A 13,318-nucleotide genomic window follows, 5' to 3' on the forward strand; every position below is an offset into this window, starting at 1 on the left:
GTTGTAGTATAAAGTTGTCATCTAATCAATCTGCCAACCGTTTACTCAAATGCTTACGAAGTGATTCTGCTAGAGCAGGTTCCGCTAATAGTTGACGCAGAGTCGGTGTATCGCCACGTTCATCATACAGTATCCGATTACATGCGGCGATTGTACTTCCATTCCCTTCACGGCGAATCATTTCAAATTCATCTCCAGCTTGCACAACTCCATTTTCCAATACACGAAAATAAAATCCAGAATATCCGGTCTCCCGTACGCGCATGATCATTTCTTTACGTTCCAGATGAGCAGATAACTTGAAGCAAGGCTGACGGGGTTGGCTGACCTGTACAACTGCTGTTCCAATCCGGTATACATCTCCAATACATACCACATCTTCAGTCAATCCAGTGACTGTAAAATTCTCCCCAAAAGCCCCCGCTTCGAAAGGACGATCCATTTCTTTGGCCCACCAGGCATAATGATCTTGGGAATAGACACAAGCGGCTTTGTCAGGGCCACCATGATTTTTGAGATCGCCTTGACCATCACCTTCAATTCCTTGCGAGCTAATGGGTAATGATTGAGTAGAAGGGCGTTTGATAAATCCGGTATAGACGGATTTGTTATTCCACTCTACATTTACAGGTAATGCTGTGTTTAACGAACATAATTTTGGTAACATAGATATAGTAGGGTTCACCATAAGATCATTTCCTCCAGATTGGGATTGCATTACAGATATTGTTATGTGTTCTATCATAATATAAGCCACTTTATTAGAACATCTCTTTCAGCAAAATATCCTTTTTGTTAAGGGCTCCCCTTTGAGCAGGGAAGAAAGGAAATGATAGATGAAGATAGACAAACGCACATTCAAATTCAACATATGGCTTCCGTTATTGCTAGTATGCTGGTTGATCTTGCAAAGTATGACAGGGATTGCTTATAGTGCACAGCAACAAGGATTTGTACGGGATGATGTAGGACTATTCAGCAGTAGTGAGATTGACAAGCTTAATACAGAACTGAGCGGACAAGAATACCAGATGTATGTGAATACAGCTACAGGTATGGATGAAGCCCAAGGGCTGGCTTATGCCAATCAGATTTACGACCGCTCCAATTTGGACAAAAACGATATTGTACTTGTTATTACAACCAATCCGAATTACGTCCATCTGGTATTTCAAAATGCAGTACTCGCTAACAAAATTGCAAATAGCAATGAGCGCACGGTACAAGGGGTAACCGATAACGAATTTGTTCCCTCTGCCCAAGATGGCGATATTGTAGGCGGTGTGCTGGCAGTTAATAAATACATCAATCATGTTCCATTCACGACAGTCATTTCACAAAAGTTAGCACAAGTCGGATTAAACTGGGGTTCAGCGATTGCATTATTGATCGGTGGGATTGCGCTGATCTGGTTTTTGATCTGGTTGATTATTCGCTTGAATCAGATGGGCAAGCTTCGAACTCGCCGTCAGCAGATACAAGTACAGCACGATCAGATCGCAACCTCACTCAATAGCTTGATTGTATCTGATCTGTTCAAAGAGTTAGAAATGGGATTTGTAACCGGACAGACCAAAGAAATGATCGAACAGTTGCAAGCGCAATTGATGAAAGAACATGCGCATATCGCTATTTTACAGCAACAGATAGATGCAGTTCGCATCTCAATCGGTTCTGTCAAAAAGTCGACTACCGATCTCGAACATATCGAACAACAACAGACCGAGTGGGCAACCGATATGGCAAATGTCCAAAAACATCATCAAGAAATAGACGAGTTATCGCGTACTGTACGGGGAATGGTTGAAGCATCCAAAGTCAATCTGGAACAAGTGAAACAGACAGTAGCAAATCTGGAAAAGCAGTACCAGTATCCACTGACCGCAATGAAAGATCGAATCGCCACGATTGAGCATATTTTACAAGAAGCTGATCAGTTGGATGAATTCGATTTTATCAAAGCCAAAGAACCGGCTGAACGTGCAGATCAATGGTTAGATGTTCTGTTAGAAGATATCCGTCTGTATGGAGAATGGGTGCAACGCAGTCAAAGGTATACTGCTGAGATCGACAATACCGAACACGAATTACGTCCGATTGTCGAACGGGAAAAGCTTAAATTAACGGTAGACGATCCTTTCCGTTTGCTAGAACATGCACGAGCTGAAGAAATCAGGCTAACTCAATTGCTAGCAGGCGGTAATGTAGAATTGATCCGTCAAAGTATGACCGTTATCGAGCAAGATATTGCAGAAGCCCGTCAGTTGGTAAGTGATCTGATTCGTTTTCGGGATGAGTCCAACAAGACATTGACGATGGCGCAACAGCAAATAACAAATTTTCGCACAATGCCTGAAGTATATAATCAGGAAGTAAGTCGTCTGCAAGGAGAGTATGCCAATGTTCATATCCAAGAACAAGGAGCTCGTTATCAAGAAATTCAGAAAAGACAAGGTGAAGTCAATATACTGACTCCACAAATTGTAAATGCACTACATGATCAAATCCAACAGTATCGTCAAGCCAATATATGGAGCGAACAAGTGAGAGAATCGCTATCTCGGATGGAGGAATTGCGTACCGAGATTACAAGCTACAAAGACCTGTTAGACAATCAGAAGCAAAGTGAGAAACAGCGCTTGGCAAATCTACAGGCAGATTATCAACGTGCTAATGAACAGCAAGCAGCGATTAGAGTTCATCCTGACGATACCCAGCAAGTGCAAGCGAATAGCTATGATGCTCTAGAACAAGCACAGCAGATCCTAAGTGGAAGCTTGCTTAATATGTCGAAAGTCAAAGAAGCTGTAGATCACGCGGCAAACAATACCAAGATTTTTGTAGATCGTGTAGAAGAGCTGACCAGACAACGTCAAGAAGCTGTGGAAGCGATCGAAAGGCTACTGCAAGAACACCGGAATTTGTCTGCCCGTTATTTTACAACAGCGATTACCACCCATGTTCCGATGCTTCATGTACTGATCGAACAATTACAGCAACTGGTCAGTCAGGGTTATTTTGTACAAGCACAGCAAAAGGCGCAAGAAGGCGAAAGCATACTGCAATTTATTGCTCTCGAATACAAAGCGATCTATGATCAGGAGCAAGAGCGCAAGCGCCGTCAGCGTTCATCCGGCGGAGGTTCAGGCGGTTCATCATCTGGTGGAGGAAGTCGCTCATCTAGCAGTTCCAGTTGGAGCGGAGGCAGTAGCCGTTCATCAGGTTCATCGAAATGGTAAATGTTTTGCTGATTCCTTGTATATTTTCTGAAAGCTATATTTGCAAACACGTCATGGAGAAGACTATGATAAGGATAGCTAGCAAGTCTAAAGACGATGGTATCAGTATAGGGAGGTAGAACAATGGATCAGTCATCTCAAGCGGGACAAGGTCAACCGACCAAACCGCAACAAGTTGAAAGTAAATATGTAAGAGAAACACGTTGTTTTAAAACATCCCGTGTATTCCCGACCGATGTGAACAATCATAATACATTATTTGGCGGTAAATTGATGTCATATATCGATGATATTGCTTCGATTACGGCTTCCAAATTATGTCGTGTAGATACAGTCACCGCTTCTACAGACTCTGTCGATTTTCTGTATCCGATTAATCCGACCGATTCGGTTACGCTAGAATCATTTGTTACATGGACAGGTCGCAGTTCGATGGAGATTTTTGTGAAAGTGATACGCGAAGACCTCAAAACAGGGGAGAAACGCATCGCAGCGACCGCCTTTCTTACCTTTGTAGCGATTGGTGAAGACAATCATAAAGTGCAAGTGCCGACAGTGATCCCAGAAACAGAAGAAGAACGCAAATTACACGAAACCGCACCTTCGCGAGCAGCGATGCGTCGCCAACGTAGAGAAGAAAGCAAAGAATTTGCCGATTACCTCACTACCGAATATCCCTGGGAATAACAACAAAAGCCTGTACACTCTATCTCAACTAGAGCGTACAGGCTTTTTATTTTATAAGTATTAAAAGTAATAGATTACATCAGTTAAATTTTTGTTTAAGAGTTGCAGTTTTAATAAGCCAATATCCTAATCCGAATACTAATCCTGTAGCTACATAAAATAGATAGAATAATCCTGCTTCGGGAGAGAATGGAGAAGTACCTCCCCAAAAGAGAAAAATAGCAAAAGTAGGGATAAAGAAAATGAGCATACATCCAATCGGATATAAAATACTCTTGAATGTATCAAACCACTTATCTATTACAGCAATAACTACATAATACAACGGGCAACATATTAAGATATACGCTAGCAAACTAAAAACAATCACAAAACTTAAATCTGAGCCTATCGATTGTCCATAGATGTTTTCTAAACTAAATAAGTAAGTGCTTATACCAACTACATACGAAAACACGATAAGAAAAATAATATAAATATTAATCGTCTCCTTTTCGTCAAAAGAAGTGTTTGAAATGGTTAATCGTTGTAAGATCAAAAAAACTGACATTGATAAAATATCTTTGTCAGTTTTTATTAATATACAATTTTTTATTTTAAATAGAGTAGAGATTAACCGCCGAACTATTCTTTCTGCTCGGTTTTACGCGCTTTCCAACGCCACATCATTTCTCCGAACAAATAGCCGCATAACAAAAATAAAGGAACCGTATCTGTGATTTCTTCGAGGATACTATGAAAAGTCAGTACAAAACGATGATCTATATAATGCATGGCGATCATGCCGAGAGATGTTGTCCCACCGTAGCCTAATACACCTTCGCTCCATATAAATTGATACTTACTCATCATGACCTCCACATTAGTAACGGTATTAAAATCAATGTTATGACAATACCCACATCTATCCGAACATGACAACTATTTCTAAATAATAGCGTATTCATAAAAGAGTCGCAAGACTATTTCTGCGTAATTGGAAAATAAATACAATCGCAAGAAATAGCAAAGCTATTTTCACAGCAATCAGCGGTTATACATTCATAGAATTTCAGCCTTACATCTTACGTTTATAAAGGGAGCAAATCTTGGCGTTTGGCAATATGTTCACAGTCTTTGCAGACGCCTACCAATCCACCATTGTCATTAGCATAAAAAGTGAGGTGTTTGACATCTTTTTTGCAATACGAGCATTTTTGAAGTCGTCCACTGGAAAAAGATTGGACTTGCTTGGGTTGATGTAGATTGCGAACAGTTGCTAATTTGGGAGGAATAGATACCGGTGGTACAGTTGTATCTTTAAGTTGGATATCAGCAGATTTAGCAGAATGTTTTTGTTCTGATGTCAGATGTTTGCGTTCACGAAAAGCAGATAAATCTACAATATTGGGATGATGCGCTGGATGCTCTTGTGTTGTGTGATCTGGTTGTGGTTCTTGAGCTGGCAATATAGGATCTGCCGGATGTATCGTTACCTTTTTGAGAGGGAAAACAATCCAGAGAACAACAGCAACAGCAACCACGGCTACTACAATAATACCGGTCAATATAATCGATCCTGGTTGCATAGACATTCACCTTCTTTTACACATATTTAGTAAGAAAAAAACAATTAATTACAAAAGGATTACCTTTTAATTCCTATCTATCCCTTTTTTGTTACATTTAGTTTTGCTATAATTCGTGTCATAGGTAGAACGGTGCCTGTTTCTGGCATCAACACCGCGATATCTTACATATTACATGATGGTCGTAGAAAGTATAACTGCCACACGAGAGGAATGAAGATTGTGAAAAAGAAATTTAGAAGTTGGATGTCAGTATGTCTACTCGCTGCATTATGTGTATCTCTACTCAGTGCATGTGGTTCAGACGCCAAAGATAATGAGGCACAAGATGGCAAAGTTACATTGAAGTTCTGGACGATTGCTCTTCAACCTACGTTCAATGACTATTTTAATGGCTTAATATCAGAATACCAAAAAAGTCACCCTGGGGTAACTGTAGAATGGAGCGATTATCCATATGATGCTATTTCTAATAAGTTATTAACCGGAATCGCGAGTGGTAACGTACCTGATGTTGTAAATTTAAATACAGAATTTGCTAATCAAATGGCTTCTAAAGGTGCGCTTGCTGATCTAGGACAATGGATGAGCGATGATGAGAAAAAATCATATTTTGACGGTATTTTTAATTCGACAGTATTTGATAACAAAGCGTATGCATTGCCGTGGTATACCGGAACAGAAGTGTTATTTATGAACACTCGTCTGGTGAAGCAAGCAGGGCTTGATCCCAAAAATCCGCCAAAAACGCGTGATGAGCTCAATGAATGGTCCCGTCAGATCAAAGCCAAAACAGGAGCCACTGGATATGCAACTACATTTGCAGCTAGAATGTTCCCGGTTGAAGGCATTTCAATCTTAAACGACGACAAAACAGCAGCAGCATTTAATACGCCTGCTACCCTAGCTTTAATTCAGAAAATGCAAGGATTGATCCAAGAAGGCGTACTGGTCAAAGAAGATGCTAACTTTGATAAGCAGATTCAATACTATTCCAGTGAACAGACCGCTTTTGAAATTGCAGGCCCTACTTTTATTAATTTTATCAAAACATCAGCACCAGATGTATATAAAAATACGATTGCTGTTCCGCTTCCTACAGGCAAAGCTGATGTGCGTTTGTCGAATACGATGAATGTGGTTGTTCCTTTAAAATCAGCGAATGCAGAACAAGCGGCTGAATTTGCGAAATTTTTGACCAATGCGACTAACCAAACCGCATTTGCCAAAGCAGCAAATACATTGCCAAGTACCAAAGAATCGATCAAAGATTCCTTCTTTACTGAAAATGATGGCACTTTAGAATCGGAAGCCAAAGTGGTCTCTGCTGAAAGTTTGGATAAAGCAGTCGATTATATGGTCGGTGTACCGAATGCTGGTGATGTGAACTCGGCGATTGCACGTCAATTGCAAGAAATCTTTATGAATGGGAAAGACCCTAAACAAGGATTGACAGAAGCTGAACAAGAAGTAAACCAAATTCTGTCGCAAAACTAAAGGGCTCTGCAAGCAGATCAGCAACCTAACCAAAGACGGACCCTTTAAAGGCGGTGGACGAACATGAAGAAATGGATGAGAACAGAAACATTTGCCGCATGGGCATTTATGGCTCCTGGACTGCTAATTGTCGCTGTATTCGTGTTATGGCCAATTGTATACGGACTTCCGTTATCTTTAACCGATTATTCGGTCATTGGAGAAACGCATTATGTAGGTCTAGACAATTATGTAACAGCTTTTCAAGATAAAAGTTTTTTGGCGTCATTATGGAATTCAATGGTATATGTGTTGATTGTACCGATTATTCAGATTATTTCGATCTTAATGGCTATTCTGGTCAATAGCCGAATTCCATTAATCAAAGCTTTTCGCGCAGCGTATTATATCCCGGTCGTCACCTCAATGGTGGCGGTCGCGCTGATGTGGAGCTGGTTATTTAGCAGTAATGGTGTAATTAACTATGCGTTGATTCAATTGGGTGTTATTCAAGAGCAAGTTGGCTGGTTGTCCAGTAGTAACACAGCATTGTATGTCATTATGTTTATTACGATGTGGAAAGGGCTTGGCTATTATATGATGCTGTATCTGGCTGGACTTCAATCCATTCCAACCGATCTGTATGAAGCATCGATGATCGATGGAGCAAGTCGCTGGCAGACCATTTACCGGATTACAATCCCTTTACTGCGTCCGCATATTTTATTTTGTACATTAATCTCGTTAATGGGGGCTATTCGTGTATTTGACGAAGTGTTTGTACTAACCAATGGTAAAGGTGGCCCGGGAACGGCTACTTTGACATCCAGTCTATATATTTATCAAAAAGGATTGGTGCAATTTAACTTTGGTTACGCGTCAGCACTTGGTCTGATTGTAAGTGTGATCGTCGGTATCTTGAGTATACTGGTGTTCCGTCTGAACAAGAAAGGCGGTGTGCAAACGTACTGATGAATAATCCAACGATAAATACCAAACCTAATTACAAAACGCCCGGTCCGCAAGCACGTAAATGGAAAAAAGCATTTCGGTATACGATTACGTATATTTTGCTGATTGCTTTGGCGCTGTTTATGACTGGCCCTTTTCTCTGGTTGCTCAGTGTATCGCTGATGCCAGGTCGTAATGTATTTTCCAATCCACCTGCGATTTTCCCGACGTTTATTAATTTCGGCAATTATGCGCAAGTGTGGAACTTTATGAACTTTCCTAAATACATTATGAATACGGTCATTATTACAGTGATGGGTGTAGTTTTTAATATTGTGCTGTCCTGTATGACGGCTTATCCGTTAGCTGTATTTCGGTTTAAAGGTAGAGATATGGTGTTTACCCTGCTGATTGCTACGATGATTATTCCATCATCTACTGCAATGATCGTACATTACTTAACGATCCAATGGATGAATTTAGGTAATACGTATCTAGGTGTAGTACTACCTGCGGCAGTATCGGTATTTAATATTTTCTTAATGCGCCAGACGTTCTTAACGATTCCGACTGAAATTCGAGACTCCGGTAAAATGGACGGTGCATCTGAATTGCGCATCTGGTGGCAACTGGTATTACCACTCGTCAAACCGGGTATTGCCGTTATTATGCTACTCGAAGTGATGGCATTTTGGAACAATTTCCTGTGGCCAATTGTTGTGCTAGATGATCCCGAAAAATACCCATTAGCATCAGCACTAACATATCTTAACGGACAATTTTCCTACAACTTCGGCTGGATCGCCGCCGGAACCATCATTTCCGTAATCCCAATCATCGTCGTATTCCTGTTCACCCAACGCTACTACATGGAAGGCTTAGCAGGAGCCGTGAAAGGATAACAAAATTAATACACCTATATAAACGATCCACTATCTATACAGTTATGTATAAGAATCTTGCTGAAAAGCATATCTTAATCAAAAGTGATAACGTTAAATTGGAAAAGAATTTTGATAATTCCCAAGTAAAAATTTTATCAACACTATACTTTTTAATAAAATAAGCTCTATTTCAAATATTCATTTTCAACTATCTCTTTTCTTTGCAATTAACTATCTCTCTTATAAGCATTCCTTACAACAAAACAACACTAACTTTACAGCGAGCAGTCCATCTTTTCCTGCCCCACCAAATAGAAAATTGCCGAGCTTACTCTGAGCGAAGGGAACGATATCATGCTGAAAGAGCGAAGCGCTCGCCTTTAAGGTTGGATATCGACTGCTTAGCAGTCAAATCAAGATATCCAATCTTACCAGCGACGACAAGCAAGATATCGTTCCCAAAGCGGTGTAACCTCAAAGGAGTCATATTCCCAATGAAATTGGTGATTGTACCTTTAGACGAAAGACCTTGTAATTATCATTTTCCGTATGAACTGACACGAGGAACCTCTTATCAGGCTGTTCGTCCGCCTCATGAATGGATGGGGCGCAAAAAGATTGCCGCAGATACACAGCGCTTGTGGACATGGACCAAGCTGGAATGTCAATCGGCTGACGGAGCAGTGATTGCATTAGATACATTGCTATATGGTGGAATTGTTCCTTCCCGTCTGCACGAACTAGATATGGATGAGTTGACACGTCGGCTTGATCAATTAAAACAACTGAAAGAGCAGAATCCATCGCTCAAATTGTTTGCTTTTCAACTGATTATGCGATGTCCGCAATACTCTTCTTCTGATGAAGAACCGGATTATTATGCCGATTGGGGACGAGAAATTTTCCGCAAAGGATATCTAGAACATTATGGTGAAGAGCACACATTAACGACAGAAGAACAGCAAGAACTGGATGATATCAATAGTCGTTTGCCACAAGAAGTACTGGATGATTATCTAGGTCGGCGTGCAGTAAATCGAGAAATCAATCGATTGGCACTGGATTATGTAGAGCAAGGTGTGATCGATTTTCTGATTTTCCCGCAAGACGATTCAGCTCCTTATGGCTATACAGCTAGAGATCAACAAGAAGTGCGCACACGTATTCGAGCATTACGTCTCGGATTACGCGTCTATATGTATCCGGGTGCAGATGAAGTGGGTTGTACACTGGTTGCTCGTATGATCAATCAGTTAAGTAACCATATTCCGCAAGTGTATGTTCGCTTTAGTTCGGTGAATGGAGCATTTATTATTCCTGCTTATGAAGATCGCCGATTATATGAAACATTGAAGTACCAGATTATTGCCGCAGGAGGCATGGTGGCTTCAGACGAACAAAGCGCAGATATCTTGTTACTGCTGAATACCGCAGGAGAGAAAATGGGTGAAGCGGTCTATCAAGGATCACCTTCGGCTAACTATGATACAGAACGAACCACTGTAGAACTGGTCGAATATGCAGGTTACATATTGGATCGTAATCCAGATGCTGTTGTAGCGATTGGCGATATCGCTTATGCCAATGGCGGCGATCTTGAATTACTGGATTTGCTTCGTCAGCGTGGAATTCTGTATCAACTGGCAGGATATGCAGGATGGAATACCAGTTCTAATACGTTAGGTACGGTGATAGCACAATCGATGATCTACCGTATGTATGGTGCTACTCAAGAACATATGGATTTTCTAGCATTACGATATGTGGAAGATCTGGGCTACGATTCGGTGGTACGTAAGTATTTGAGCAATGGGCCGATCCAAGAATTAGGTCTGGATAAATTTCAATTAGACGGTGAACGAGGATATGTTGCCGAAATGGTGCGTAGTCATTTGGAGCAATTTATTGGGGAACATTTGCAAGAAAATGGCGTTCGTATTGATATTCAAGATTGCTATATGCCATGGAACCGTATGTTTGAAGTAGGGTTATCGATTCGTACGCATCAATCGGTACAAGATCACAAAGGAGAACAATCATGACAGAACAAATCAGACAAACAGATGTTGTTGTAATCGGTGGCGGTCTAGGAGGCTGTATGGCAGCTCTTGCCGCAGCCAAGCAAGGATTAACAGTTACCTTAACGGAACCGACTGACTGGTTAGGTGGACAGCTTACATCACAAGCAGTTCCACCGGACGAACATCGCTGGATCGAACGTACTGGAGCAACAGCGACATTTCGTGAATTTCGTGAACGTGTCCGCGATTATTATCGTCGTAACTACCCATTAACTGATGAAGCGATGAACAATCCGATCTTGAATCCGGGTAACGGCTGGGTGAGTCGATTAGCTCATGAGCCTAAGATAGCCCTTGCTGTACTGCACGAAATGATGTCTCCGTATCTGCATACGCAACGTATTCAAGTGTTATATCATACTGTGCCGGTTGAAGTAGCTACAGAATATGACCGTATCGTATCGGTTACTGTAAGTCATACGCAAGCTATCGGTACAGTAAATGAGTATACGCAATTGATCGGTCAATACTATCTAGATGCTACCGAAGAAGGCGACCTATTGGCACAATCGGGAACAGAATTTGTAAGTGGAGCTGAATCCAAAGCAGATACCCATGAACCGCATGCTCTAGAACATGCAGATCCACTGGATATGCAGTCGATCACTCATGTAGCAGCAGTAGATTATGTAGAAGGTGAAGATTTTACAATCGACAAGCCCGCCGAGTATGAGTACTGGCGTGAATATATGCCTTCGTTTTCCCGCTTTCCGATTTTGAGCTGGTATGCTTCTGATGCGAATGATACGACCAAGTTAAAAGAATTTACTCTTTTTCCAAATGATCAAGGGGTCACTTCTTTGTGGGATTATCGCCGTATTATTGATCCAGCGATCTGGCAACAACCCCTTCGTGAACAGATTCAAGAAGTTAGTCTATTGAATTGGGCGCAAAATGATTATTATGCAGGGGCTGTAACAGGTGTACCGATCTATGAACGTACCCAAAACCTTGAAAGTGCACGCCAGCTTACATTTTCATTGGTATACTGGTTGCAGACCGAAGCGCCACGTCTGGATGGTGGCAAAGGCTTCCCGGGTATTCGTTTGCGTGGTGATATTCTAGGGACTGCCGATGGACTTGCCAAAGCGCCTTATATTCGTGAATCTCGCCGGATCAAAGCGTTATATACGATTACCGAGCATGATGTAAGCAAAGAGTTACGGGGAGCAGAAGGAATTAAGCGATATGAAGATAGTATCGGTGTAGGTAGTTATTCACTGGATCTACATCCAACTGTCAAATCGCATCGTACATTCTATATTCCTAACTATCCATTTGAAATTCCATTAGGATCATTGATTCCGGTACGGGTCAAAAATCTGTTGCCCGCTTGTAAAAATATTGGTATGACTCAGATTGCTGGCGGTTGCTATCGTCTACATCCAGTGGAATGGAATATTGGAGAGTCCGCAGGATATCTAGTTGCTTATGCGATTCAGCAAGGTATTACACCGCGTGAAGTCTACGAATCAACAGAACATGTGAGTCGCTATCAAGAGATGTTGCTTGAAGCAGGTGTAGTAATTCACTGGCCGGAAGATGTAGAACAAGAAGTATTGAATCCTCAGTAATATAGTCTTTTTCTTTTGTTAATCTTTAATATATGAAATAGCCTTTTGTCCGTATGATCGATGGACAGAAGGCTATTTTTGGATACATCATAAAATGATAACGTGTAGAACAATAGATATCGTTATGATGGTCATAATTGAATATGAAGATCATTCTGCTAATCCTGCTGTGACCAGGTCTAACAATTCAGTACGTAACGTCTGCATAGCATCTTCATAAGGCATTCGTAAATATTTACTCAGATGCTTCATGTCTTCTTCATAATAATCAAGTAACTCTAACATAGCACTTTGATCCTGATGATGCTGAACCAAATCTAATAGATTCACGAACTGATCTTCTGAGATAGATACTGCAAGCTTTTCTGTTTCCATCGGTTCACCGCCTGTTGGCTAATTTGTAGTTGTTCTGCTAATTCAGCTTCGGTCTGTTGGTGTAGATACAATCCTCGAATAATATGTTTTCCTTGCGCAGAAGGCAAGGTATCAATAAGTTCCTGAAGAAGAATATGTGAATACGACTCTTCCATATGGTAAGGTGTATACTTATTGCTTTCGGTCAGTGTATGGAGTGACTGCTGTTCAGAACGAATCCGTACTTTGTTCCGATACTGGATACGCCATGCAATCTGCTTGAGTTGTCTACGATACTGCTCGGATAACGAAAGGGTCTGTTCCATCCTAATAGCTCCTTTGTATAGTTTTCCTTATTTTGTTACTTTAGGGAACTTATGTTCTTATTTTATAATAAAAAAGAACTAATGAGGTTGGAGATACGGGTAATTTATAGCGATTTATAAGCTGATTTAGAGCGAGGAAAAAGATGGACGTTCTGGAAAAACCTTAATTGATACTTGA

General features: G+C 40.9%; 13 protein-coding genes. 7 read left to right on the forward strand and 6 right to left on the reverse strand.

Annotated features, from left to right (window positions below; translation table 11 throughout):
• Positions 1-25: 25 nt before the first annotated feature.
• Entirely contained in the window at positions 26-688 is a 663-nt protein-coding gene (locus tag QCD85_RS22400) for an MOSC domain-containing protein (RefSeq protein WP_301263918.1), read from the reverse strand.
• A gap of 148 nt (positions 689-836) precedes the next feature.
• On the opposite strand from QCD85_RS22400, the gene QCD85_RS22405 reads away from it, so the two are divergent.
• Together QCD85_RS22405 and QCD85_RS22410 are read left to right on the forward strand one after the other, a co-directional pair.
• The gene (locus tag QCD85_RS22405; protein ID WP_301263919.1) at positions 837-3,239 is read left to right on the forward strand and encodes a hypothetical protein; all 2,403 of its coding nucleotides are present in this window, start codon (positions 837-839) and stop codon (positions 3,237-3,239) included.
• A gap of 123 nt (positions 3,240-3,362) precedes the next feature.
• Complete coding sequence (locus QCD85_RS22410) at positions 3,363-3,926, forward strand: acyl-CoA thioesterase (RefSeq protein WP_273614008.1); 564 nt, start codon at positions 3,363-3,365, stop codon at positions 3,924-3,926.
• 79 nt (positions 3,927-4,005) lie between these two features.
• On the opposite strand, the gene QCD85_RS22415 is transcribed toward QCD85_RS22410, so the two are convergent.
• The 3 genes from QCD85_RS22415 to QCD85_RS22425 all read right to left on the reverse strand — a co-directional run bounded on the left by QCD85_RS22415 (position 4,006) and on the right by QCD85_RS22425 (position 5,494).
• Entirely contained in the window at positions 4,006-4,476 is a 471-nt protein-coding gene (locus tag QCD85_RS22415; RefSeq protein WP_301263920.1) for a hypothetical protein, read from the reverse strand.
• A gap of 74 nt (positions 4,477-4,550) precedes the next feature.
• Positions 4,551-4,775, reverse strand: a complete 225-nt coding sequence (locus QCD85_RS22420) for a hypothetical protein (protein WP_204826042.1) — start codon at positions 4,773-4,775, stop codon at positions 4,551-4,553.
• A gap of 221 nt (positions 4,776-4,996) precedes the next feature.
• Entirely contained in the window at positions 4,997-5,494 is a 498-nt protein-coding gene (locus QCD85_RS22425; RefSeq protein WP_301263921.1) for a hypothetical protein, read from the reverse strand.
• 213 nt (positions 5,495-5,707) lie between these two features.
• Between QCD85_RS22425 and QCD85_RS22430 the strand changes: the two genes are divergently transcribed.
• The 5 genes from QCD85_RS22430 to QCD85_RS22450 all read left to right on the forward strand — a co-directional run bounded on the left by QCD85_RS22430 (position 5,708) and on the right by QCD85_RS22450 (position 12,460).
• Positions 5,708-6,991, forward strand: a complete 1,284-nt coding sequence (locus QCD85_RS22430) for an ABC transporter substrate-binding protein (protein WP_274171551.1) — start codon at positions 5,708-5,710, stop codon at positions 6,989-6,991.
• 63 nt (positions 6,992-7,054) lie between these two features.
• Positions 7,055-7,942, forward strand: coding sequence for a carbohydrate ABC transporter permease (locus tag QCD85_RS22435; RefSeq protein WP_273614005.1), 888 nt, complete (start codon positions 7,055-7,057; stop codon positions 7,940-7,942).
• A complete protein-coding gene (locus QCD85_RS22440) occupies positions 7,942-8,823 on the forward strand; it encodes a carbohydrate ABC transporter permease (protein WP_301263922.1) in 882 nt (293 codons plus the stop codon). Before QCD85_RS22435 ends, QCD85_RS22440 begins: the two co-directional genes overlap by 1 nt.
• 476 nt (positions 8,824-9,299) lie before the next feature.
• Entirely contained in the window at positions 9,300-10,847 is a 1,548-nt protein-coding gene (locus tag QCD85_RS22445) for a DUF4127 family protein (protein ID WP_301263923.1), read from the forward strand.
• Positions 10,844-12,460 carry an FAD-dependent oxidoreductase gene (locus QCD85_RS22450; protein ID WP_301263924.1) on the forward strand — a complete coding sequence of 539 codons (1,617 nt, stop codon included), beginning with the start codon at positions 10,844-10,846 and terminating at the stop codon, positions 12,458-12,460. Before QCD85_RS22445 ends, QCD85_RS22450 begins: the two co-directional genes overlap by 4 nt.
• Before the next feature lie 150 nt (positions 12,461-12,610).
• On the opposite strand, the gene QCD85_RS22455 is transcribed toward QCD85_RS22450, so the two are convergent.
• Positions 12,611-12,790 carry a hypothetical protein gene (locus tag QCD85_RS22455; protein ID WP_301263925.1) on the reverse strand — a complete coding sequence of 60 codons (180 nt, stop codon included), beginning with the start codon at positions 12,788-12,790 and terminating at the stop codon, positions 12,611-12,613.
• On the reverse strand, positions 12,787-13,140 hold the full coding sequence (locus QCD85_RS22460; protein ID WP_301263926.1) for a hypothetical protein: 354 nt from the start codon (positions 13,138-13,140) through the stop codon (positions 12,787-12,789). The genes QCD85_RS22455 and QCD85_RS22460 overlap by 4 nt, the downstream gene beginning before the upstream one ends.
• Positions 13,141-13,318: the final 178 nt, after the last annotated feature.

This window comes from Paenibacillus sp. PsM32 (assembly GCF_030433815.1).
Taxonomy (GTDB): domain Bacteria; phylum Bacillota; class Bacilli; order Paenibacillales; family Paenibacillaceae; genus Saccharibacillus; species Saccharibacillus kyungheensis.

Excerpts from the sequence above, each read along its gene's own strand:
- QCD85_RS22440 (WP_301263922.1), top strand. The coding sequence starts at position 7,942 with ATGAATAATCCAACGATAAATACCAAACCTAATTACAAAACGCCCGGT.
- QCD85_RS22400 (WP_301263918.1), bottom strand. The coding sequence starts at position 688 with ATGGTGAACCCTACTATATCTATGTTACCAAAATTATGTTCGTTAAAC.
- QCD85_RS22405 (WP_301263919.1), top strand. The coding sequence starts at position 837 with ATGAAGATAGACAAACGCACATTCAAATTCAACATATGGCTTCCGTTA.
- QCD85_RS22410 (WP_273614008.1), top strand. The coding sequence starts at position 3,363 with ATGGATCAGTCATCTCAAGCGGGACAAGGTCAACCGACCAAACCGCAA.
- QCD85_RS22450 (WP_301263924.1), top strand. The coding sequence starts at position 10,844 with ATGACAGAACAAATCAGACAAACAGATGTTGTTGTAATCGGTGGCGGT.
- QCD85_RS22460 (WP_301263926.1), bottom strand. The coding sequence starts at position 13,140 with ATGGAACAGACCCTTTCGTTATCCGAGCAGTATCGTAGACAACTCAAG.
- QCD85_RS22445 (WP_301263923.1), top strand. The coding sequence starts at position 9,300 with ATGAAATTGGTGATTGTACCTTTAGACGAAAGACCTTGTAATTATCAT.
- QCD85_RS22420 (WP_204826042.1), bottom strand. The coding sequence starts at position 4,775 with ATGAGTAAGTATCAATTTATATGGAGCGAAGGTGTATTAGGCTACGGT.
- QCD85_RS22415 (WP_301263920.1), bottom strand. The coding sequence starts at position 4,476 with ATGTCAGTTTTTTTGATCTTACAACGATTAACCATTTCAAACACTTCT.
- QCD85_RS22430 (WP_274171551.1), top strand. The coding sequence starts at position 5,708 with ATGAAGATTGTGAAAAAGAAATTTAGAAGTTGGATGTCAGTATGTCTA.
- QCD85_RS22435 (WP_273614005.1), top strand. The coding sequence starts at position 7,055 with ATGAAGAAATGGATGAGAACAGAAACATTTGCCGCATGGGCATTTATG.
- QCD85_RS22425 (WP_301263921.1), bottom strand. The coding sequence starts at position 5,494 with ATGCAACCAGGATCGATTATATTGACCGGTATTATTGTAGTAGCCGTG.